Genomic DNA, 22,924 nt, shown 5'->3' on the forward strand with positions numbered 1-22,924 from the left:
TGCCCATTCACAACGGGGCATGTCGGTCACCCAGGTAAAAAGGCCCTGCCAACTTGACAGAGCCCTCCTTCACAGATGCCGGATGCCGAGCTTAGCTACTCGAAGCGCAGCTCCACCGGCTGTGCACCGTCGAGCCCCTTGTACTCCACCCGGATCTGCTGGCCGGGCTGGGGCGGCATCAAGGCCGAGTACGAACCCAGGCTGATCCAGTCGCCCACCTTGAGCCGCTGCCCTTCGGCCTGGAGGGCTTGCGCGAGCCAGACCACGGCATTGAGCGGCTGGCCCATCAGGTCGCCGCCGCGCCCGCCACCCAGCCGCGCGCCGCTCTGGTCGGTGATATCGACCTGCATGCTCTGCAGCGCATTCAACAGCGCATAACGCTCGGCGCGGAACTGCGGCACGGGCATCGCGCTGCCCATCACGCCCATGCGCGCGCCTACATTCATCGCCTCGACGGCCGCGCCATCGAGCTGGGCGGGGTTCTCCACCACCAGGTCTGGCAACTCGACAAAGGGGACGATGCGGTCGATGTTGTTGAGCACCTGCAGCGGCGTAGTCGCACGGTTGATGGCACTGCTGGAGACGCGCACCAGCATGTCCGCCTCAAACATCGGGCGTGCGCCAAAGGCGGCAGGCACGGTGCTGCGGTTGGGCAGCAGGGCGCCCTCGTACAGCACACCCCATACCGGCTTGTCGGTCTGAAAGCGCTTTTGCATCGCCGCGCTGGTCAGCCCCGCCTTGTAGCCAATGGGCTTTTTGCCCTGGGCCAGCCAGGCGGCATTGAGCTTGTTGCGGCTGCATTTGCCATCGGCCTCGGTCATCGCGGCGGCCGGCGGCACGGGCTGCTTGGCCTCATAGGCCTGCAGCCACTGCGCGACCTGGGCGTCATCGAGGCAAGCGGCCTGGGCCATGCCAGCGCCGGCAGCCAAGCCAGCGGCCAGCCAGAGGGGGGAGAGACGAAAACGCCAAGCAGGGTGCATCATCCAAAGTCTCCTGTTCCAAGTACCTGTTCTGAATGCGGCCAGAGAACCTGTCTACGATCTCAGAGACCGCCCCGGACACCAACATACCACCCCCCTCGCCCGCCCCGACTAGGGAAAGCGCGCAGCCCGCCCGGCCTGGCGCCAATGGCCCCCCTTTTGCTTGATGCAGGTCATGCCGCCATAGCCACAAAGCAACAGACGCTATAGTATTTGCAGGACCAAGGGACCCTCTGCAAAACTCCCTGCCGTGGTCTAAACGCGGACTCGGGCGATCCGCTGCGTTGTCTTCCTTGTCAATAGCTCGCTATTGACTGCAAAAGACGCCTTGCGCCTCATCCCGATCCGCGTCCATCCCATTGGGCGAGGATTTTGCAGAGGATCCCTAGCCACAACAGGAGACCCAACATGCGCACTGTTTATGAGCCGGCCAGCGCCGTGCAAGCCCATGTTCTGCAGGACGTGCTGCGCCAGCACGGCATCAGCAGCTTTGTCAGCGGCGAGCACCTGCAAGGCGCGATCGGCGAGCTGCCCGCCGGCAGCCTGGTGCGTTTGCTGGTGGACGACGCCGACTGGGCTCCTGCACGCCGCGCGCTGGAGGAATGGGAGCGCGCACCGCTGATCGACGATGCCGAGCTGGCGCAGGCCGATCCCAGCCTGGCCGATCAGCCGCAGCCAGGGCCCGCCCATGAACCGCGCTTTGACCTGGCCTGTGATCCGGGCGCGGACACGAGCGCTCCAGGTCGCTACAGCGACGCCGCCCGTTGGTACCCCTGCTGGTGGGCCGCCGGCGCCGCACTGCTGGCGCTGTGCCTGCATTACCTGCTGGGCGGCGTGCCCCAGGCCGATGCCGCTGGCAGCGGCGGCGCTGCCGGGCAGACCCAGCAGGCGCCCGGTGCCGCGCCCGCCCAGCGCGAAGACCTGCCAGCAGCGCCCTCGGGCAGCCGCTGAGCGGCGACTGCAGCTCCTGCAACGACTGCAGCGACTGGTCTGCCCCTGCCTACCTCGCCCGTTGCGCGCGCAATAAAAGTATCAAATATTGATACCCATGCGGTATAAAAATCGCATACACCGCCAAATATCTGCAGCTGCCGCCGCGCACTGCAGACAATCGCCTCGTTGCAAATCGCTGCAAGCGCGCAGGCCATCCGGCCCGCAAATGGCCCCAACCATGGCGCGCCAATGCGATGATGACGCCCGAGGAGAATGAGAGAGATATGAACGCCCAACTTCCAGCGCCGCTGGCCCCTGAGCTCAGCGCCCTGACCACCCTGCCCGCGCTGTTTGCCTACCGCTGCAACCACAGCCCTGAACGTGAAGCCTACCGCTGGTTTGATACCGCAACCGATGCCTGGCAATCGTTCAGCTGGGCAGAGATGCAGGCCCAGGTCGCACGCTGGGGCCAGGCGCTGCAAGGCCTGCAGCTGGCACGCGGCGCACGCATTGCCACCTTGCTCACACACAGTGTCCACGCCATCTGCATCGACCAGGCCGGCATGGCCCAGGCCTGCGCCACCGTGCCGCTGCATGCCAATGACAACCCCGGCAATATCGCCTTTATCCTGGCCGATGCGGCCGCCTCGCTGCTGCTCATCAACCGCCTGGAGACCTGGGAGCAGATCGTGGCGACTGGCACGCCGCTGCCCGCGCTGCGCTGCGTGGTGATTGACGACCCGCAGCAAGCGCCCATCCCGGTATTGGCCGGCAGCGAAGGTCTGCCGCGCCTGGTCCGTCTGCAGGACTGGCTGGCCGAGGCCGATGGAAACAGCACCCCATCGCAAGCACGCCAAGCGCCAGAAGCGCAGGACATGGCTGCCATCGTTTACACCAGCGGCACCACCGGCAAGCCCAAGGGTGTGATGCTGAGCCACCACAATGTGCTGAGCGACGTCAAGGCCGTGCTCGGCCGCGTCGTGCCAACGCAGGACGATGTCTTTCTGTCCTTTCTGCCGGTCTCGCACACCTTTGAGCGCAGCTGCGGCTACTACCTGCCGATGGCAGTGGCCAGCACGGTGGTCTATGCCCGCTCGGTCGCGCTGCTGGCCGAGGACATGCTCAGCATCCGCCCGACCATCCTCGTCTCCGTACCCCGCATCTACGAACGCATCTACGCCAAGATCCAGGAAAAGCTGGCCAGGTCGGCCTTCAAGCGCGCGATGTTTGCAACCGCCGTCTCCAAAGGCTGGGCCCGCCACTGCCAGGCCCATGGCCTCATCAACACCGACGCACCGCAAGGCGGCTGGGCGCGCTGGCTGCCCTGGTCGCTGCTGCAAAAGAAGGTGGCCCAGCCGATTCTGGATTTGTTTGGCGGCCGGCTGCGCATTGCAGTGACGGGTGGCGCGGCCATCCCCTCGGTGGTGTCGCACAGCTTCTTGGGCCTGGGCCTGAATGTGCTGCAGGGCTTTGGCATGACCGAGACCTCGCCGGTGCTGACCGCCAACTCGCTGCAGCACAACGACCCTTCGACCGTGGGCAAGCCACTCGATGGCATGGAAGTGCGCATTGGCGAGAACAAGGAGCTGCAGGCACGCGGCCCCAACATCATGATGGGCTACTGGGGCCGCCCGGAAGACACGCGCCAGGCCTTTACCGACGACGGCTGGCTGCGCACCGGCGACCAGGCCGAGCTGGTGGGTGGCGAAGTGCGCATTGTGGGCCGCATCAAGGAGATCATCGTCACGGCCACCGGCGAGAAGGTGCCGCCCTCGGACATCGAGCAGGCGCTCTGCGCCGATCCGCTGTTCGAGCAAAGCTTTGTCGTCGGCGAGCACCAGCCCTTTATCGCCTGTGTCGCCGTCGTCAACCGCGAAGAATGGAAGCAGCTGGCCACCAGCCTGGGTCTGGACCCGGACAACAGCGTCAGCCTGCAGGCCAGCGCCGTACGCAAGATCGCGCTGGAGCGCATCGCCGCGCAGTGCCAGGGCCTTGCCAAATACGCGGTGCCGCGCGCCGTCTACCTGGTCACCGAGCCCTGGACCATCGACAACGGCCTGATGACCCCGACCTTGAAGCTGCGCCGCCCGCAGCTGATGCACAAGTTCGCCAGCGAAATCGCGAACATCTACGCCAAGTAAATCGCCGCACCTGCATGCAAAAACCGCCGATGCCCTTGGCAGGCATCGGCGGTTTTTTGATCTCTGGCGCAGCGTGGCCCGCCATGCAGGCCCACGGGCACATGCCAAGGGATTACTTCTTGGGGAAGTAGTAGTTCAGCAAGGCGCCAGCACCATCCACACCGGCCTTGGACGACCACTCCCGGGCGAACTTCTCGCCCATCAGGTCCAGCGCGCGGCGCAGCTCGTAGGAAGGCTGGCTGATCTTGGTGCCATGCTCGACCAGCACCTTCTGCGCGGCATCGTCGGCATCCTTGGCCAGCTGCCAGCCGCGCGCCTCGGCCTGCTTGGCGGCGGTGTCCAGCGCCGTCTTGGCGCCGTCGGACAGGCCCGACCAGCTCTTCTCGCTCATCAGGATCAGGTTCTTCGGAATCCAGGCGCGCATGTCGATGAAGATGCCCATCGCGTTCCAGGACTGGCTGTCCACACCGGTGGTGCTCGATGTCAGCATGACATCGACCTTGCCGGCCTGGATGGCCTTGGCCAGGTCATTGGCAGGCGTGTCGACCGGGGTCGCACCCGCCACTTCGGCGATGTACTTGGAGGCGACATTGTTGACGCGGAATTTCTGGCCCTTGACGTCATCGAGCTTGTTCACCGGCGCGCGCGAGAACAGGCCCTGGCCAGGCCATGGCGCGGTGTAGAGCAGGCGAATGCCCTGCTTTTTCAGCAGCGCTTCGATCGGCTCGCGCGTGGCGACCCACAGGCGCTTGGCATCGTCAAAGCTGCGCACGATAAAGGGCAGCGAATCGATGGCAAAGGCGGGGTACTGGTCGCTGAAGTTCGACATGAAGATCTCACCGATCGCCAGATCACCCTTGCTGAGCGCAGGCATGACCTGGTTCATCGGCATCAGCTTGGCATTGGAGACCACCTCGATCTGCAGACCACCCTGGCTCAGGCCATTGGCTTCACGCGCAAACTGCGTCAGATTGCGGGTGTGGAACAGCGTGTCGGTATAGGCGCCGGCGCACTTGAGCGGCGTCGCTGCCGCGCTAGCGATATGCGGCAGCGACCAGACCATCCCCGAGCCTGCGGCCAGGCCCATGCGGGTCAGCGCCTTGCGCCGGGACGGACTGGCAAGCGTTTCGTTGGAGTTGTGATCTGCCATATGACGATTCCTTGGTATCTGAGCCAGGCATTCCCATTCCCAAGGATGCTGCAGGCCGCATGTGTACTGAAAAGCCCCACAAAGAGCAAAACGCTGCCCGCAGCCGCATGGCAAGCCATGCGGCGCTTTCAGCAACCGTGCCGTTCGATTTATTTGGTCACTAGCGTCACAACTTGTGTGAGGAGCCGACGCAATCTATCTTGGCTTGCGCAACATAGCAATCGCTATCGATCACCACAGAGACATTGCTTGATACAAGTCACCTATTGCGCAGTACAGAAGTGGGCAACGACTAGCATTTAGTCACAGCACATACTTTCTGAAACTACAAAAATAATAGCTGCTTTCCTCCCCTGCCAGGGACGAAAGCAGCCATTTTTTAGTGGATAGATGTATGCACCCCACACCGACCCTGGCCCGGTGGCCAGACCAGCTGCCGCGCCTTGGGGCAGGAGTTGGCAGCCACTCGCCGGGCGGGCAGCGAGGGGCGTGGCTCAGGCCGCCAGCGATGCGTTCAGGTCCTGCACGCGGTAGTACTGGCCAAAGCGGTTGGCCAGAAAATCGGCCAGCCCGATAGACTCTTGCGCAATAAAGCCCTTTTGCGGCAGCACACCGCTGGCCACCAGGTCCAGCGCGCAGCAGATGCCAGCGGCCGTTGTCAGCTGGATGGCGGTGAGTGCATGGCCGGCCACCGTGGTGCCTACGATACGGGCCGAATAGGACTCCTGCATCAGGCGCTCGCCCTTGTAGCCGCTGGCGCTGGCAAAGATCACGATCACATCCTGGCGCGTGGCGGCAATGGCGTTGTCGAAGATCTCGTTGAGCAGCTCGCGCTTGTCACGCAGCTTGAGCTCGTTGAGCAAGATCTTCAAGATGGCGCAGTGGCCGGGGTAGCGGATGGACTTGTAGTCCACATTGCGCGCCTTGCCGGCCCAGGTCTCTGTCAAGGTGCCCAGACCGCCGCTGGTGTTGAAGGCCTCGTACTCAATGCCATCGAGCGCAAAGGTCTCCAGACCTTCGAGCGCATGCACGGTCAGCGGCTGGCCATCCACCAGGGCCTCACAGGGGTTGATGTACTCGTTGATCAGGCCCTCGGTGCTCCAGGTCAGGTTGTAGCGCAGGCTGCCCTGGGGGTAGCGTGGCAGCGCACCGACGCGCATTTTCAGGTCATGCAAGGTGTCGAAATGCTTGGCCACATCATTGCCGACAATGCCGATAAAGCCGGGAGCCAGGCCACACTGGGGCATCAGCACGCTGCCAGCCTTGGCTGCGATCTTGCGGATCGCATGGGTGGACTGCACATCCTCGGTCAAATCGAAGTAGTGCACGCCATGCGCAGCGGCGACGCCTGCCACCTCGATCGCCATATGGAAAGGCAGCGCATTGAGCACGGCAAACTGGCCTTGCACCGCCGGCAGCAGATCACCGCCCTTGCCGATATGAACGGTCTCCAGGCCCAGCGCCGCAGCCGCCTTGAGCTGTGCCTTGGACTGGTCGGCAATGCGCAGTTGGTAGCCGCCCGCAGCCTGCAGCAGCACGGCCATCGCAAAGCCGATTTTGCCGGCGCCCAGGATGGTGACTTTCTTGTCGCCGACACCGGCCTTGGCAGCGCTGGCGGGGGAGGTTTGGGCGGTCTTTTTGCTGGTTCTGTCGCTCATGTCAGGCTCTCTGATCAGGGTGGATGATGGACAAATGTTACAACCAAGCATTGTCAAAATGAACATATTAAAGCGTCATATTATTTGTTTTAATTAGTCATTTAGTCATAAATTGCAGATACATTGACGAATTATATGGTTTACCCTAGTCTCACACCTGCACTGTTCAGGGCTTAGCCAGGGCAGGCACAATGGGCGTCCTGCGCCTGCGGGCGCTCTATGCTCTCTCTTGCTGTTTTCTCTTCACACCATGGCCGATTCCGCATCCAACAAAGTTCTTCGTTTTCTGCTGGCACGCGACATCCTCAAAGGCAAGTCGCGCGAAGACTTGTTGGCCAAGCTGGATGCGGCGGGCTTTAGCGGCGAGCACGCCGAGCTGTTCATTGCACAGGCCGAGAAACGGGTGCTGGCCCGCAACCGGCGTTGCGCGGTGATTTCTGCCGTGGTGGTGGCCGTTTTGCTCGGCCGGGTCATCTGGGGGCCCTATGCCAACAACCCCGATATGCAGCTGCTGCTGGGCGTGATGGCGGCCATCTTTGCTGCAGCGGGCTTTTACTTCTGGTTTGTCGCGCGCTGGCAGGCACCGCTGCCCAAGGCCAGCGCTTCCTGAGCCCGATTAGTCCTACCGGGTACCGCAAGCGCAGTCACACCCCGCTGCACGGGGGCTTGCTTACAAGTGCCGGCGCTTAGCTCGCCGGCAAAAATTGCACCCACCGCCTTCCCCGGCTTTGTTCCGCGCCGATAATGCGCTGTCGCGGACATGACATAGATCAAGCCGCGCCTCTCTCCAGCCCATGCGATGGGCCTGCCTGGCCTTGCGGCCCAGGCCCGCCATCTGCCTGCCCACGGCGATGCAGCGATTCGCATAACTTCAATAGTGACAATGGATAAACATAACACGCGACTCGGCTTGGCTTCCAAGGCCTGGCTGCTTTTCCTAGGCCTGTGCCTGCTGGCCTCGGGCCTGTTCTTTGCTGTCTATGGCTACCAGTTGGTGGCACTGCAGGGCAGTTGGTACTTTTTGATCAGCGGTGTTGCGCTGATCGTCTCGGGCGTGCTGATTGCCGCCGCACGCCCTGGTGGCGCCTGGCTGTATGCGCTGACCTTGCTGGCAACGGCGGTCTGGGCGCTGGCCGATGTGGGCCTGGATTTCTGGCCCCTGGTCTCGCGCCTGCTGCTGCTTGCCGGTATCGGTATTTTGGTGGCGCTGACCTTCCCCGTGCTGCGCCGCGCGCGCGGCCAGGCGGCTGGCAAGACTGGCTCCACCGTGGTGGCCGGCCTGCTGCTGCTGGGCTGCCTGGCGACCGTGGGCGGCATGTTCCTGCCCCACGCCTCGGTGTCGGCCAAGTCGGATGCGACCGTGCTGCAACCGGTGGCCAAGGGCCAGGCGCCTGCTGACTGGGCGCACTATGGCAGCACGCCGGGCGGCACCCGCTTTGCCGCGCTGGACCAGATCACGCGCAGCAATGTCAAGGATCTGCAAGAAGCCTGGCGCTACCAGACCGGCGATGTGCCGGTGAGCCCTGGCGGTGGTGGCGCCGAAGACCAGCTGACCCCGTTGCAGATTGGCAACCAGGTCTTTGTCTGCACCCCACACAACAATGTGATTGCGCTGGACGCGACCACCGGCAAGGAGCTGTGGAAGACCGAGATCAATGCCAAGCAGAAAAAATGGATGCGCTGCCGTGGCCTGGCCTATTTTGATGCCGCCCAGCCGCTGAGCCAACCCAGCGTGTCCGGTGCAACCCCGGTGCAAGCTGTGAGCGTGGCGCCTGGCGCCGCCTGCCAGCGCCGCATTCTGATGAACAGCGTGGCACCTGAGCTGATCGCGCTTGACGCCGACACCGGCGCCTTCTGCGAAGACTTTGGCACCCATGGCCGCGTGGACCTGCGCAACGGCATGGGCAAGGGCGCCGACAAGGGCGAGTACTACCCCACCTCCGCCCCCACCCTGGCCGGCACCACCATCGTGATTGGTGGCCGCGTGGCCGACAACGTCAGCACCGACATGCCCGGCGGCGTGGTGCGTGGCTTTGACGTGGTGACGGGCGCGCTGCGCTGGGCCTTTGACCCAGGCAACCCCGAGGACCAGGCCGCTCCTGCCGACGGCAAGACCTATGTGCGCTCGACCCCCAACGTCTGGGCACCGATGTCCTACGACCCGCAGTCCAACACCGTGTTCATGCCCGTGGGCAGCGCGGCAGTCGACCTCTGGGGTGTGAAGCACACCGCGCTGGACCGCAAGTACGGTGCCTCGATGCTGGCCGTCGATGCCAGCACCGGCAAGGAAAAATGGGTCTACCAGACCGTGCACGATGACCTCTGGGACTTCGATGTGCCGATGCAGCCTTCGTTTGTGGACTTCCCCGGTGCCGGTAGCAAGACCACGCCTGCGCTGGTGTTCGGCACCAAGGCCGGCCAGATCTTTGTGCTGGACCGCGCGACCGGCCAGCCCCTGACCCAGGTGGAAGAGCGCCGCGTGCCCGCTGGCAAGATCGACGGCGAGACCTATTCGCCCACGCAGCCCTTCTCGGTCGGCATGCCCAACATCGGCGCCGACGACATGCGCGAATCCGACATGTGGGGTGCGACGCCGTTTGACCAGCTGCTCTGCCGCCTGAAGTTCAAGTCCAAGCGCTACACCGGCCTGTTCACGCCACCGGGCACCGATGCCTCGCTGAACCTGCCCGGCTCGCTGGGTGGCATGAACTGGGGCGGCATCTCGGTCGACCCGACCAACAACTACCTGTTCATCAACGACATGCGCGTGGGCCTGGAAGTGCAGCTGATCAAGGCCGACCCGGCTGATGCCGGCGCCAAGTCCGATGGCAACGAGGCCGCTGCGATCACCAAGCCCGTGCCGCTCGATGGCACGCCCTACGCGATCAATGCCAAGGTGCGCTTCATGTCGCCGCTGGAGATCCCTTGCCAGAAGCCGCCTTTTGGCACGCTGACTGCCGTGGACCTGAAGACCCAGCAGATCGCCTGGCAAGTGCCGGTCGGCACTGTCAAGGACACGGGCCCCTTCGGCATCAAGATGGGTCTGCCCATCCCCATTGGCATGCCCACCATTGGTGGCACCATGGCCACGCAAGGCGGTCTGGTCTTTATCGCTGCCACGCAGGATTACTACCTGCGCGCCTATGAAACCGGCACCGGCCAGGAAGTGTGGAAAGCCCGCCTGCCCGTGGGCAGCCAGGGCACGCCCATCAGCTACCAGTCGCCGGTAACGGGCCAGCAGTTTGTGCTGGTCTCGGCCGGCGGCGCACGCAACTCGCCCGACCGGGGCGACTATGTGATCGCCTACGCGCTGCCACGCCGCTGATCCGCTTCGGCCCCAGCCGCCCGGTGCAAGACTTCCCGCCAGGGAAGGCCTTCACCGGGCTTTTTCATGCCTGCGCGGGATGCATGGCATGGCGCCCGAGCGCCGACCAACCCCAAAACTGCCACAGGTTTTGATTTGCTATACATTGCATAGCAACATTGCATCGCAATATCACATCGCAAATCCGCAAACCGCTGCAAAATCCGGTGTTATCAGCCTTCCACCATGCCACGCATCCAGCCGGGCAGATCCACTGCCTTCTGGCGCGTAAAGTCCACCCACAGCACGGTGGCGCCGCCGCTGGCATAGACCTCGCCGGGCGCACCCTGCCTCTCAATGTGGTACCAGGTCTCAAAGGCCGTGCGCGCCGCATCGCTGACATACATCTTCACCACCAGCTGGGCCGGGTACTCGATCTGCCGCAGGTAATTGCAAAAGCAGTTGACGACCACCGGGCCCTGGCCCGCGCCATGGGGCGTGTCGCGTGTCGAGCGCAGCCACTCCACGCGCGCGCTTTCCATGTAGCGAAAATAGACGGTGTTGTTGACATTTATAACAGCACCATAAAAACAATAGATAAGGCATCAATTGCAATCTAAGATTGAATCGGCTCTACTTATTGAAGTGCTAAAATTTCATTCATGACAGGATTCACAGTTTGCTACTCGAACCCGGCTGCATTGAGTGCCGCCGGGTATGGAAGAGTTGCCGAACTTCCATTCATCCTTGACTCACGTCCTGGCTATCATCGGCTTGGCAGTCAATACCTCATAGACAGAGGTCTGGGAATTTGGTCTCCCAGGCGCCCCTCAACTGAGGAGCCTCAACACGCTCCGACTAAGGTGTCTCTTCGCAACTACGCCAATTGGCTAGCCAACTTTCTTGAGTGGGCTGAGTACCGCGGAGTAGAAATAAGAACGTGCACATATAAGGAACACATCTTCGGTCGTTATCAGCAAGAGTTGCAAAAGGGTTCTTGGTCCCGCGACGGCGTGGGACTAAGCGCTAGCACCGTTAACAGCTACGTAGACCAAGCATGTGATTTCCTTACTTGGCTCGCGGTAAAGGGTAAGCGTGAATTGTTCGCTGTTCCCACGGTTACAGTCGTAACTGGCCGAGGGTCGGCGACGGACGCCCGTGGACATCGCGGTATTGAAGTCCAAGTTCGAAGCGGTAAAGTTCGTCAGAAAAAGCGCCGATTGAGAATGCCGAATGATAAGCAAATCTCTGATTGGCTGGAATCAATTTACGAGAGCGAAGGTCAATCTCGTGGGTTGATGTGCGAGCTTGTACTAATGTCAGCAATGCGACGTGCGGAAGTCGCAGCATTCCGAATAGACACCCTTCCCCTCGATGAACAACAGTGGCACATCAGCAATCCGACCGCGCCTGAGTGCGACCAGCTCGTTGCTATTACTATCAAGTTTGGGGCAAAAGGTCGTAGTTACGGCATGGACAACAACGACAAGATAGGTCCGGAACGTGATATCGAAATACCGCTCCACTTCGCCCGCAAACTGCATTCGTACCGAGAGCAGGTTCGTCCCGCCGCTATTTCTATCTGGGTTAAACAGGTTCGAGGTGCCGCGGCTCAGCGTCAACGCCTTGACGGTTGCGTCCACCTGTTTCGAGACCAAAACACTGGAGCTCGCCTCGAATCTTGGCAGCTTTACGAAACATGGAAATCAGGAAAGCAACCATTCAAAGGATGGTCCCCTCATTTAGGCAGAGATTGGTGGGCTTGTTCGATGTTATTAAGAGAGGTCAAGCTAAACAAAAATATTCTGACGCTAGGTAAAAATACTCCAGGAATATTGGTTGCCACCATTGGGACCGACATCATTAGATTCAAAATCCAATTACAGCTAGGCCACGCAAATATAAGCACTTGTTTCACATATTTAGTCTGGGTTTCCGATATTCTCGGCATTAGTCTTCCAGATAAATATCAAGAGCATTTAGAGAAATACGAAGAGACAAATTCAGAGTAGATAGAAGTGAGTATTCGAAAATCAAGAAAAGACCACCTTAATGATTTACCACCTCAATTAACTGAGGTTGCAAACAACACCAACTATATCGAAACTGGTGACCCGCTAACATTTTTCACAAGACATGACACCAAGCCTTGCTTCGTCGACTTAACGTGTTTGAGTACTGGGCAAAAGAGTCCTAATTTTGTGGGTGGAGGCGTTTGGAATGGACCATACAGCGGACGCCCCAATCTAATTGTGGAGCTTGCTCCTGCGATTCAAGAAAAGCTTGTGTTTGCAGTTGAAATCACTGCAATCAAGCTAATAGCGCATCTTCAGTGGTGGTGGCGTCTTCTTGACGAAATTGAGGCTCAATCTTCTTTAACGTGTCATCAGACTCCACGCGTTGACTCCGTTACTCAACTAAGAGACCTGCATGGTCGGGCAGCACTTGACCGCGGCTGTACCGGGCATCAATTTGGGAGCCTCAAGAGTGTGGCCGATACAACTCGGCAAGCAATGGGTCTCTCCCCTCTACCATGGAGGGGGCCTGAAAGTCGAAAACCCAAGCGAAATCTTCCTCCGGAGAAGGTAACAGCTCGTGTCTGGTCAAAACTCAAACATGGCTGGTTTCATGCGATTGACCGCTGGAAGCGCTCAGACGCATTGTTGGCTGGTGACATAATCCCAGAAAGTCAGGCTGATATTCTACTCCTCGAGAATCGCCATGCGTTTGAGAAGGCAAAAATCCGCCTACAGGAGAGCGGAAAGATTTCACACCCAACGTTCAGAGAGCTCAAAGTAGGATATAGAAAAAAAATTGATGTTGGTTCAGGTCGAAATGCAATGGCCGCCTACTCAACCGTTTATCCCACAGGCAGCGATATCCGATATGCATTTCATTTATGTCTTGCAGGAACAGGATGGAATCCTCAAACTCTGTTGGACCTCACTGTTGACGCAACTGCAGACGGATTGTCACGAATTCCCTTTTTAAGAAACCACCCATCTCAAGAGGATAGATTTATCCTGACTGGGTTCAAGGAACGTGGCGGGAGCTTTCATGATGTTCATGGAGACTGGAAAACAGACCGCTCTGCCGGGGCAATACTGCGATTAGTAGTGGAAAAAACTTGGTCGATGCGACAGCTTTTGCTACAGGACCTCACCACTGCAATCATAGAATTGGAAAATGCAAATGCGGCAAACCTGCCATTAAGCAAGACGAAGCCACTGTGGAAAAAAGTTCAAGGACTGCGAGCCAAGAGTCGGTCTGTTTGGCTGTTTTTCGATAGAAAAGGCATTCAATCGCTTACTGCTGATAGCTATTCCACACTAGGAGGTGGAGACAAAAATTTCCTCAATGAAATAGTCAGCAGTCTAAATTTTAATGAATCATCTATAGGCGCACCTTTAAGATTGACTGCGAGTGATTTCAGGGATGCCTTCGCCGCGTATGCGTGGCGAAGCTCCGGGGGGTCGATTATTTATGTAATGGTAGCACTTGGACATCGCAGGCCCTCAAGTACAGCAATTTACTTAAACAACACTCTAATTAATCAAGAAAGTGCCAAGATATACTTAAATTTCAGCGAATCCCTGCTGGAGGAAATAAAAAATTCGGAAAGACTCGACCTCACGTTGCTAGCAAAGATAGTCAGAGACGGAGGCTATACGGAGGTTGAAAGTTCTCGGCTGGTCGAATATCGGAATTTGAAACGAAGTCGAATTGGCGTTTCATGCAAAGACCCTCTTAACCCACCACCCCAAATAGACCCAACATTCAATTCAGATGGGAAAAATTTATGTCACATTCAGCGTTGTACACTTTGCCTGAAGAATGCTGTAATAACTAAAGAGAGCATGGCAGGCCTATGCATGAGGGCTGCGGAGCTACGGTGGCTAAAAACACAAATTCCAATTGACGCATTTGTCCTAGGAGAATTTCAGCAAGAGCTCGAGAATACTGAAATCGCCTTGTTAGGATTTGATAAACATGAGGTCGAGCAAACTATACACCTTTGGAATGATAAAATCTCCAATGGAATACATCGCCCAGTTGAATTCAATGGAAATATATAAGAATTACATCTAAAATGACAAAATCCGAATCATCAGCTTTGACAGTCACTGAGACCCCGTTCAAAAGAGTTTTAGCTGAGGAATTAGAATTCACAGTAGAACACGCTCTAAACCAATTTAGCATTCAGGCAATACAAGATTTATCACGACAAGAAGGGACTCTACTGAAATCGCTATTGCGCCACGGGAATGAGTTCGGCAAATGGGCAACCCCTAAAGAATGGCATCCAACAGGGAAAGATGCATATAGGAACGCCAACATAAAGAAACGTATTCTAGATTTTTTACATCGATATGTGAAAATAGAAAAAATTTCAAATTCGCACAATTTATGGGCGCTTATTGATAACGCTGAATTATCTATCATCCGATATTTAATTCTTTGCAGAATGGGTCCGGTTGGTTTTAGATATAGCCATGGTGAATCACTTGGACCAACCAAATTGGCAATGATGGCTTACAGCCACCTACCACAAATTGCTGCTTTGAGCATAAGCAAAGCATTAAGTTTAGAAAACAATAATGCTCAACTCAACTCAGAAGCCACAGGTTGCTTCAAATTCTTTAGTTACTCTTTGATTGACTCCTTTATCACCTCTGAAAGCATTGCAAAAATCATCCGCATCGAAATTCAACGAATGCATATGCTTGAAGAGAAAGGACTATGGAACGATGCCCCAGAGCGGACATTTAATATAAAAAAGACCTCAAAAGCCAAAGGTGCATCAGCAAGTCCTCTGCCGCAAAATAAAATCAACCCTCATAAACCGCTGCCAGATAATTATGTCAGCCAAATGGGGAAAAGGTCGTTATGGATAATTGAACATTTGGCACCCAACATTTTACACATACTCAGCGACTTTCAAGGATTATGGAAGAATGCTGCTTTAGCAGGACAGAAACGCAACCATCTTGGACAGATGTGCAAGAAATATCTCGCCAACTTCAATTGGACAAATGCAGGCGGCACTCCCTTAGAAAATCCAGGATATGAAATAAGACTTACAACCCATGGAAAAGGGAGAAAAGGGACGGGAAAAAAGGAAAAATCTAACTATACCGACCAAGCTGCTGATAAGGAGATATGGCCGCCAGAAAACATGAGCCATATTTTTGGCCTCGCTAGAATTGTACAGGGTGCACATTACTTTATATCAGAACTTGCAACAGCTGCACGCATAGGGGAAGCTCTTACTCTGAATCGCTCATGCGTCGTTTACAGCAAGGACGGAACACACCAAGTTGAAGGACGTACGTTCAAGTTGGTCAAGCGAGTTGATGGCGAGTTTCGTACATGGTCTCTCCCTGCAATCGCCGCTACGGCATTAGAGCAGCAAGCTCGACTTGTTGCCTTATATGAAAGATTAAGCGGTAGTGAGAAAGTTATCAACCCAGAAACAATTTCTCCTGGGACGCATCTATGGGGACAAGTGGGTGGTTCCGTGTCGGTCCGTTCAATGCCAATACAATCTGATGGCCTCAACGCTTTGCTCGTCAGCTTCGCAAAATCCCTCGGTATGGAAACCTGTCCTGGCGGACAGTTGCTACGCACACATCGGTTCAGAAAGACTATCGCTCGTTTGGCAGCGCTCGCGCTCACAAATTCGCCAAAAATTTTGCAAGACGTCTTTGGTCATAAGTCGATTGAAATGACGATGTATTACATCCTCACAGACAAGGACTTAACCGCCGAAATTGAAGTCATTGCCAGGGAACTCAGGATTATGCGAGCGAGCGAGGTTGTAGCTGACATGCTGGAGGCCGAAGGAGTTAGTACATCAGATGTCGACAACGGAGAGAATAATACGGCGAACACTCGATACGGTGGATACGGAGGTCCTGCTGCATTAAGGGTTCACAATGCCATCCAAGAGCAAAAGAAAACTATTATCAGGCGCGGCGAAGATTTTAATGCCGCCAATATAAGAGAACTCGGGGAGGTGTTGACCATGCAAGGTAAGGATTGGCAAGCTGTTCGCACAGGCGTTATCTGTACAAAATCTGCAGGTCAATCCGGTCCGTGCAATAAGAAAAAGGGGAAGCCAGAGCCGTCACGTTGCGCCACCAATTGCGACTTTCGCTTAGAGGAGGCGTGGCACCGACAAGATGTAGATGAGTGCATCTTACAAGCGGTGCAGACGTATCAACAAGAGACTGAACGGGGAGAAGACTTGGTTGCTTCTCTTTGGGCAGGCCAAATTCGAGCTCTTGTCCCACGCTTCCAAGAGCTGCAGGAAAAATGGATGGATGACCCTACTGTGCAGGCCGTTATGAATGGAGAATTGCCCCTATGAAGGAAACAAGCAGACAAAAAGCTAAGATGCCTCACGATGCAAATACACGAGAAAAAATCCGCGCTAAAGCCTTAGAACAAGGTGAGGCTCGTGCGGATGTGGTGGAGACCGCTGTACGTACAGCGATGAGGACCATAGAAGCGGAGATAAGAGATAACGAAGGTATCTACCCTGCAAACAAAGGTGCGCTCTCAGCGAATGAAGTTGCTCGAAGAGCCGGGATTCACAACACTACTTTGTATGGTACGAGGTACAAGTCTCTACTTCAAGATATAAAGAGCTGGAAGAAGAAACTGGAAACAACCGCTGTAACTGGTCGCATGCGTGTGAAGCGCGAACTAGCTACTCGGATTGCCGATTGGCGTCAGCTTTATGATGGCTTATCTGAATCCCATCGCATAACTGAGTTGGACCTACAAGAGACCGAACGAAAGCTAGAAGATGCGAATGCTGAACTAGCAAGACTGAGAGAAAAATACGACCTACTTCTAAAATCCAATAATATCTCAAGCAATAGAAAGGTGGTTTCAATCAGGAATCACTTGGGTTAAATTTAATTATTAAAATCACCTGCAAAGCTCTTTAAGGCATATTTCAGCGGTTTTGTAACAAAGCAGCCCACGCAAGTTGACTTTCAGCATCGCGGTCAAAGGGCTTAGATTTCTTGCTGATTTCAGAAATCTACAATTCACACCGCGAACTTGCGACTGGCTTAAGTTTGGTTCCGATTTAATTTTTAGGAGTAATGTATTTTTGCCGTTACCCAAATCCTGTCCGCAAAATAAAGCATAAATTGCCCACATCTATATGCACAACGGGCAAAGGAATACCAAAATTTAAAGCATAAATTTACCAAGCATGTAGAAATAAAGCTAAAGGTGTCCAATCAATATCATTGAAATTTTCCTTGTATTTCAACGGATAGAAACGCATCAACCTCTCTCAACCCGCTCCTTTGCGCTGCCTCGCAAAGGAGCCCTCAAAAGGAGCACCGACAATTGAGCCAATTCAGCTTGCGGACGCCGGTTCAATTCCGTTTTACACTGCCGATGTGGCACGAGACGGGCGCCATGAGTGGGGAAAGGCCCCATAAAGGGTTTACCGACCTTGATGACGAAGTTTTAATTCTTATCTCAAAAAAATTAAGACACTGTCAATCTTTGGCTTGACCAGTTACACCAGAAGCCAGTGTATTCATTAAAATTTTAATTGAGGAATCCCAATCAAGTCGCTCCTGCTCTAAGCGCACGCCCTGCCCCCAAGAATGAGCCTTCAAACTGTTATACACAGCAGCTTCTTCGGGCATCAAATCTTCAACAGGGGCATTTGTCTCCAAGACGCTCTCCCTTCCCCATAGGGAGCGATGTGAAAGAAGTGTCCGCTCATCCATGAGTATTGACTTGATATGTGGAATGGCCCTACGGGCACGTCCAAGAATTGCAAATCCGTGTGTATCTATATCGCCCCAGTACCAGACTTCTGCGTCTATCAGCCATGAAAGCTCTCGCAGGGCGCTCACCGCATTTCCTAGCTTCATGACGAGTACGGTGTTCGCAACATCGGGAAATGCCAGCCCCGTTTCGAGGTTCTCGACAATCACCACAGTCGCAGGTGAAATAGGTAATCTACCCAGCGCCTGCACCGGTGCTTCAATGTCACTCAAGCCTCCAAACAGGCTGCGCAGCTTAGGGCAGAGCAATCGGATGCGTACTCGATGAGCTGGCTTCTTGAGGCCAGCCAACGTATGAAAGTCACTACCTTCATCTCCAGTACCCCGTATCACGCGAAGAAGACCAGCCACGAGCCCCGTGCGCTTCTCCAACCACTTTGTATCCAGCCCCTCCACAGGGAGCTGCCGTAGATACAGGCCCGATACTGGATTGGCGGTCAACCACGCAAGTAGAGCCACCAAGCGTTCAAAGTCCTCAGAAGAATAGTCCGCGAGCACATCGAACCGAGAAGCCAGCGCGCTGCCCTGCCCAAGCACCGGCCACCGGCTCAACATCAGTTGATAGCGCTCGCAGGCAATCTCCCAACGCCTGGACTGACCAATCGCAGCGGCCACCACGGCAGCGCTTTCAAAACTCAACCGACTGGGTAACCGATGCCTGCCGAACCTGGCAAATTGCCGCTCTTCAAACAGGACTTCCCCTGGGCTAGTCCGTGACTGCCAAGCAGCCGCCCATGCCCTGACCGCTGAAGCGTCCTCCGCGATATCCTTATCGGTTGGAACGCCCAGCGCCACAACCAGTGGCCAAGCTCCTTCCCCTGCCAGCCAGTTCTGATGCTGGTTGTTGAAGCGACGAACCAAGAAATCGCGCGCTGCCTCAGGAGACAGAAGTTTCTTCGACATTGGACACATCCTGGGAAAGTTTCAGTCGATGAGACTCATCGTCGTATTCGATGGGGATGACCGCCGACTTCTTTCGGTCCTTGATATGCACAAAGCATGCACCGCCAATGAAGGGCTCCAGCGTCATCACGGACTTCAACGGGGTCGCCACAATCATCTGGAATCCGAAAGTCTTGAAGATGTTCATAGCCATCGCCGTGAACTCCGCATCAGCCTTGTCGAAGGCTTCATCGAGCACAACAGTGGAATAACTGGGCAGTGCTCTGTCTTGGCCGCCAAGCTGATACCGAAGCGCAGCCGCCAGACAAGTCGCAGCCAGTTTCTGGCGCTGTCCGCCGGATTTGCCGGCGCCACTGCGGTAGACCTCGACCTCCAGGTCGTCCTCGTCCAGTTCCCGAGCAACGAACTCCACGTGTTGCCGCACGTCGAGCACAAAATTCCGCCAGTTCTTGTCTGCGGTTTCCTGGCTCGCGAGACGCTTGACGAGTGCCGCCAACGCTTTGAAGCGCTCCTCAGCCAAGTCACGGTCGTTGGAGAACGAGTGGCTGAGCGACTCCTTGAGGCTCGCGCGGAACAAGCGCACATCCTCGATGGCCTTGTCGGTCGTTTCGATGACCAGGTGAGTACCTGGATTGAACGGCGCCGTCTGCAGACTTTCATTGACGAGTTCCATGCGCGACCGAATGGCCGAGCGCTCTTCGTCCAGCTTCGTGGTGAGCAGCGTCAGATTCTGGTCGCTCTGCTCCCGCAGAAGACTGAAGAACCGGTCCTCGAACGCAGGCAGGTTGTCGTCCTCCAGTCGCTTGAGCTTCGCCAGATAGTCGTCGGCGCTTGCAAGCGTCGCATCAAGGCCGCCAGCAAGCGCAGGCCACAGCCGGTTGAAATCCGCAAACCGCTGCACGATGGAATTACTAAGTTCCGACAACCGGCTTTCGAGCGCCCGCAGCTCCAAATTCAGGCCGCGCTCAACCAAATTGGTCACATGGTCAAGGCTCTCCAAGGTGGCCTCCTTCTCCGTGGCCTCGTACCGGGCGGCAATCTGCGTGGCGAACGCAGGAGGACGGTCCGAAGTCGGCCACAACTGGGAAAGTTCTTCCAGCTTCCCTTTCAAGCGGTTGATGTCCGCAGAAATAGACTGCCCTTTGCCGTCTTCAGCGTTCTTCTTACTAACCGCCTTGGAATGCACCTCTTCTTGCTTCCGAATGCGGTCGTTCAACGCTGCGAGGTCCGGACGCGCCTCCCGCTCGGCCTTTAAGCGGATGGTCAAGTCATTGATGCGCGTCAGCAGCGACCCAACATCCACATCGTTCCAAGTCAGATTCGACAGGTTTTGGCAGTGCAACATCTGCTCCTGTTGGGCGTCTTCCTCTTTCCCCATCTTGCGAACGGTCTCTTCCAGCTCACTGATGCGAACGCCGATTTCCACGGCCTGCTGTTTGAAGAGTGCCAGTTTTTCCTTATTGTCGAACCCCAGGACCCATTGATTGCGGTCGTTGACCGAGTGGCGGTCATTCTTCTCATGCCGCATCGTGCTGTGCTTGACCTGCCCCTCGCGAGTGACCGCACGCGAAGCATTGCGGAACGCCTGCAGGGTGTCGGCGCACTCGAAGTCGAAAGAATGTTTGAGCTCCTCCCGGACCCAGTCCCCGAAACTACCTGATGCCATGTTGAGCTTGCGCACCAAGGAATTGGGCCCCGGAGACCGCCCCGAGGTCTGGGGGATGGTTCGGAAGTACACCAGCCGCTCACCGATGTTTCGCTCATTCAGGTAAGCCGACACCGCAGAGTAGTGCTTCTCGTCCACGAGGATGGAGCGAGCGAAGCCACCCAGGACACGCTCGATGGCACCACGCCAAGCCGTTTCCTCGGCTCGCACCTCGACCAGTTCGCCGACAAACGGCAGTTTCTCTTCGGGAATCGAAAGGTCCCGAGCCATGCGCTCACGCAGGTCGACCAGTCGTGCCGGCAAGTTCGATTTCTGGCGTTCGAGCGCCTTAACCTCAGCGACAACCTTCTGGAAGCCCTCATTTGCCCGGCGCAGCTCTTCCTTGACACCGTCCTTCCGCTCTTCAGCCTCTTTCTTCAAGTCGCGCGCCTTCAACACCCGTTGCTTGGCGGCTTCGACACGCTGGACAAACCACACCACGGAATCAGGAACAGCCCACCCCATGGCTTCACATGCTGCTGCGGCAAGGTCCCGCTTGCCGATACGGATGGGCTTTTCAGCTTCGGCGGCCTTAATGTCCTCTTCGAGCCGGACAAGAACGTCGGCCCCCATGTTGAGCTTTTGCCTCTGGAGGTCGGTCAGCTTCTGATACTCGTTCTCAACAATGGAAGCGAGACGCAACGTCTCCTGCCTCGCCCCCTCCATGTCCACTTCGAGCTCAGCAATGCGCTCATCAAGAAGAAGCTTGCGCCGGTGTTCTCGATATTGGTCAATGGCAGTCTGTATGGCCTGCAAGCCATTGCGCTCAAGTTTTACGCCGTCCAGTTCCCCATGTTCGTCACGGGCCGGTACAAGCGTCTGAATTTGCTTGCGTGCAGCAACAACCTCCTGGTGCGCCTCGTTGAGCTCTCCGAATTCATTGACCAGGCTCGCGGCGATGCCGAAGGTTTCGGGTTCATCCAACATGAAGTCCCGCAAGAACACATTGAGGTCGCCCAAGTTCTTGGCGGACTGCGTCTTGTGCAGCAAGCGCAATGCACGCTCGTTCTCGATGCCCAGCAGCCGGCGGAATCGCTCTTGGTAGGCGCTGAACTCCGTATGCACCTTCGCATCAGGCAAGTCGTGCTTGAAGCGTCGAGCATCGAACTCGTTCTTCGCGAAGAACTCCAGTTCCTGAACACCAAACTCACGTTCAAGCGTCAGGTACACACGCTTGGCATCACCCGGGGCGGTCGAATTTCCCTTCACCCACAGAACTTGGGCAAGCACCACCACACGCCCCAATTCATCACGGTAGGTTTCCGCGATGGCCGACCACGTCGTGCCGCTACGCAGGAACTGCGACACATATTCACCGGCCTCGCCGGTCTGCTGCGCCCAAGCCCCTCGAAGGTACGTCATGACGCTGCGGTCCCGCCCATTGCGCTCGGCCTCGCGCGCCGCAACGTTGAAGTCCACCCATTTCGGAGGCGTCAGCAGTGCAGCATGCGCATCCAGGACCGTCGACTTGCCAGACCCCGAAGGACCGACGAAGAGGTAGCCCTCTTTCGGGATGGGGAAGTCGAAGACATTCGAGAACGTCCCCCAGTTGAACGTCTGAATCCGTGCGAGACGGAATTGGTCACTGCTGCCGCCAAGCAGGTCGGTTTGAGCAAACGGATTCATTCGGTCTCCTCTCCATCAGTAGGCTGTTCGTCGTCATCGCCATCAGATTCCCCATTGAAACCGACTCCTGCGGGGGAGGCAGCCAACGAGGCATACGTGCGCGTGAGTTCCTGAATTTCCTCGGCAGAGAACAGAAGCTTGAGTGTTGGTGAGACCTCGTAGCGTTCCCCTGACCCACGGATGGACTGCAGCAGGCTCAGCTTCTTCGCCTTGTCGACAGCATTGATGACCTGCCGCCCAAACTTAGCGTGGTCGGGGTTGTTCTCTTTTTCGAACACCGCCAGATGTTCTTGCATGTCTTCGCGCGAAACGACCGCCCTCTCACCCTGAGCATCGGCCTGGGTCAGCCGCTGCCGCAGGAAAAGCAGCAATGCGGTTTCCAGGAAAGTGAGCGAAGCCTTGCGCAGCAAGATGGGGACATCCAGGTCTTCAGAAACGACTTGCCTTGTGAAGGCGACCTTCTGCTCATGGTCGATGACGACTTCAAGAAAGAGGTCATGCATGCGCGAACGGATGACAACCTCATCGCGCAGCAGAACCGGCCAGAGCCTCGACTGACGCCGTGCGTCCACCGAGGGTCCCAGAAGAAGTTGAACCAAGACTCGCCGGGTGTCGATGGGCAGCGCCCCGGTATCTCCTTGGAAGGTTGCAGCTTCGGCAACAGTAGAATCTGCCGCCGTATCTTCTACGAAAGACTCATCCAT

Annotated in this window: 15 protein-coding genes; 8 read left to right on the top strand and 7 right to left on the bottom strand. The window is 56.8% G+C overall.

Annotated features, from left to right (window positions below; all coding sequences use genetic code 11):
• Window positions 1-95: 95 nt before the first annotated feature.
• Window positions 96-983 (bottom strand): 2-keto-4-pentenoate hydratase, encoded by an 888-nt coding sequence (locus WH303_RS12055; protein ID WP_021028592.1) that lies wholly within the window; start codon window positions 981-983, stop codon window positions 96-98.
• 405 nt (window positions 984-1,388) lie between these two features.
• On the opposite strand from WH303_RS12055, the gene WH303_RS12060 reads away from it, so the two are divergent.
• Together WH303_RS12060 and WH303_RS12065 are read left to right on the top strand one after the other, a co-directional pair.
• A complete protein-coding gene (locus tag WH303_RS12060) occupies window positions 1,389-1,931 on the top strand; it encodes a putative signal transducing protein (RefSeq protein WP_339518720.1) in 543 nt (180 codons plus the stop codon).
• 266 nt (window positions 1,932-2,197) lie between these two features.
• Window positions 2,198-4,054, top strand: a complete 1,857-nt coding sequence (locus WH303_RS12065) for an AMP-dependent synthetase/ligase (RefSeq protein WP_339518722.1) — start codon at window positions 2,198-2,200, stop codon at window positions 4,052-4,054.
• Between the two features lie 112 nt (window positions 4,055-4,166).
• Here WH303_RS12065 and WH303_RS12070 read toward each other — a convergent pair whose 3' ends face one another.
• A complete protein-coding gene (locus tag WH303_RS12070) occupies window positions 4,167-5,204 on the bottom strand; it encodes a TRAP transporter substrate-binding protein (RefSeq protein ID WP_339518723.1) in 1,038 nt (345 codons plus the stop codon).
• 494 nt (window positions 5,205-5,698) lie between these two features.
• Window positions 5,699-6,862, bottom strand: coding sequence for a saccharopine dehydrogenase family protein (locus WH303_RS12075; protein ID WP_339518724.1), 1,164 nt, complete (start codon window positions 6,860-6,862; stop codon window positions 5,699-5,701).
• A 250-nt stretch (window positions 6,863-7,112) separates the two neighbouring features.
• Here WH303_RS12075 and WH303_RS12080 point away from each other — a divergent pair, with 250 nt between their 5' ends.
• The gene (locus WH303_RS12080; protein WP_312986440.1) at window positions 7,113-7,472 is read left to right on the top strand and encodes a hypothetical protein; all 360 of its coding nucleotides are present in this window, start codon (window positions 7,113-7,115) and stop codon (window positions 7,470-7,472) included.
• A 273-nt stretch (window positions 7,473-7,745) separates the two neighbouring features.
• Window positions 7,746-10,187: a membrane-bound PQQ-dependent dehydrogenase, glucose/quinate/shikimate family gene (locus WH303_RS12085; RefSeq protein WP_339518725.1), complete on the top strand. Its 2,442-nt coding sequence runs from the start codon at window positions 7,746-7,748 to the stop codon at window positions 10,185-10,187.
• A 212-nt stretch (window positions 10,188-10,399) separates the two neighbouring features.
• Here WH303_RS12085 and WH303_RS12090 read toward each other — a convergent pair whose 3' ends face one another.
• The gene (locus tag WH303_RS12090) at window positions 10,400-10,765 is read right to left on the bottom strand and encodes an acyl-CoA thioesterase (protein WP_339518778.1); all 366 of its coding nucleotides are present in this window, start codon (window positions 10,763-10,765) and stop codon (window positions 10,400-10,402) included.
• Between the two features lie 501 nt (window positions 10,766-11,266).
• Here WH303_RS12090 and WH303_RS12095 point away from each other — a divergent pair.
• The 4 genes from WH303_RS12095 to WH303_RS12110 are packed head-to-tail and all read left to right on the top strand — an operon-like array spanning window position 11,267 to window position 17,087.
• Window positions 11,267-12,178 carry a hypothetical protein gene (locus WH303_RS12095; protein WP_339518727.1) on the top strand — a complete coding sequence of 304 codons (912 nt, stop codon included), beginning with the start codon at window positions 11,267-11,269 and terminating at the stop codon, window positions 12,176-12,178.
• A gap of 6 nt (window positions 12,179-12,184) precedes the next feature.
• Window positions 12,185-14,242 carry a hypothetical protein gene (locus WH303_RS12100; protein ID WP_339518728.1) on the top strand — a complete coding sequence of 686 codons (2,058 nt, stop codon included), beginning with the start codon at window positions 12,185-12,187 and terminating at the stop codon, window positions 14,240-14,242.
• A gap of 14 nt (window positions 14,243-14,256) precedes the next feature.
• Window positions 14,257-16,536, top strand: a complete 2,280-nt coding sequence (locus WH303_RS12105; RefSeq protein WP_339518729.1) for a tyrosine-type recombinase/integrase — start codon at window positions 14,257-14,259, stop codon at window positions 16,534-16,536.
• Window positions 16,533-17,087, top strand: coding sequence for a hypothetical protein (locus tag WH303_RS12110; protein WP_339518731.1), 555 nt, complete (start codon window positions 16,533-16,535; stop codon window positions 17,085-17,087). The genes WH303_RS12105 and WH303_RS12110 overlap by 4 nt, the downstream gene beginning before the upstream one ends.
• A 602-nt stretch (window positions 17,088-17,689) precedes the next feature.
• Here the strand turns inward: WH303_RS12110 and WH303_RS12115 are convergent.
• The 3 genes from WH303_RS12115 to WH303_RS12125 are packed head-to-tail and all read right to left on the bottom strand — an operon-like array spanning window position 17,690 to window position 22,924.
• A complete protein-coding gene (locus WH303_RS12115; RefSeq protein WP_339518732.1) occupies window positions 17,690-18,889 on the bottom strand; it encodes a DUF3322 domain-containing protein in 1,200 nt (399 codons plus the stop codon).
• On the bottom strand, window positions 18,864-22,220 hold the full coding sequence (locus WH303_RS12120; RefSeq protein WP_339518733.1) for an ATP-binding protein: 3,357 nt from the start codon (window positions 22,218-22,220) through the stop codon (window positions 18,864-18,866). The genes WH303_RS12115 and WH303_RS12120 overlap by 26 nt, the downstream gene beginning before the upstream one ends.
• Complete coding sequence (locus tag WH303_RS12125; RefSeq protein ID WP_339518734.1) at window positions 22,217-22,924, bottom strand: DUF4194 domain-containing protein; 708 nt, start codon at window positions 22,922-22,924, stop codon at window positions 22,217-22,219. The genes WH303_RS12120 and WH303_RS12125 overlap by 4 nt, the downstream gene beginning before the upstream one ends.

The organism is Comamonas sp. MYb69 (assembly GCF_037479315.1).
Taxonomy (GTDB): domain Bacteria; phylum Pseudomonadota; class Gammaproteobacteria; order Burkholderiales; family Burkholderiaceae_C; genus Comamonas.

What these genes read in the sequence shown, in the direction of transcription:
- WH303_RS12075 (WP_339518724.1), bottom strand. Translation starts at nt 6,862, where the DNA reads ATGAGCGACAGAACCAGCAAAAAGACCGCCCAAACCTCCCCCGCCAGC.
- WH303_RS12110 (WP_339518731.1), top strand. Translation starts at nt 16,533, where the DNA reads ATGAAGGAAACAAGCAGACAAAAAGCTAAGATGCCTCACGATGCAAAT.
- WH303_RS12060 (WP_339518720.1), top strand. Translation starts at nt 1,389, where the DNA reads ATGCGCACTGTTTATGAGCCGGCCAGCGCCGTGCAAGCCCATGTTCTG.
- WH303_RS12065 (WP_339518722.1), top strand. Translation starts at nt 2,198, where the DNA reads ATGAACGCCCAACTTCCAGCGCCGCTGGCCCCTGAGCTCAGCGCCCTG.
- WH303_RS12120 (WP_339518733.1), bottom strand. Translation starts at nt 22,220, where the DNA reads ATGAATCCGTTTGCTCAAACCGACCTGCTTGGCGGCAGCAGTGACCAA.
- WH303_RS12115 (WP_339518732.1), bottom strand. Translation starts at nt 18,889, where the DNA reads ATGTCGAAGAAACTTCTGTCTCCTGAGGCAGCGCGCGATTTCTTGGTT.
- WH303_RS12080 (WP_312986440.1), top strand. Translation starts at nt 7,113, where the DNA reads ATGGCCGATTCCGCATCCAACAAAGTTCTTCGTTTTCTGCTGGCACGC.
- WH303_RS12070 (WP_339518723.1), bottom strand. Translation starts at nt 5,204, where the DNA reads ATGGCAGATCACAACTCCAACGAAACGCTTGCCAGTCCGTCCCGGCGC.
- WH303_RS12105 (WP_339518729.1), top strand. Translation starts at nt 14,257, where the DNA reads ATGACAAAATCCGAATCATCAGCTTTGACAGTCACTGAGACCCCGTTC.
- WH303_RS12125 (WP_339518734.1), bottom strand. Translation starts at nt 22,924, where the DNA reads ATGGATGAGTCTTTCGTAGAAGATACGGCGGCAGATTCTACTGTTGCC.
- WH303_RS12085 (WP_339518725.1), top strand. Translation starts at nt 7,746, where the DNA reads ATGGATAAACATAACACGCGACTCGGCTTGGCTTCCAAGGCCTGGCTG.
- WH303_RS12055 (WP_021028592.1), bottom strand. Translation starts at nt 983, where the DNA reads ATGATGCACCCTGCTTGGCGTTTTCGTCTCTCCCCCCTCTGGCTGGCC.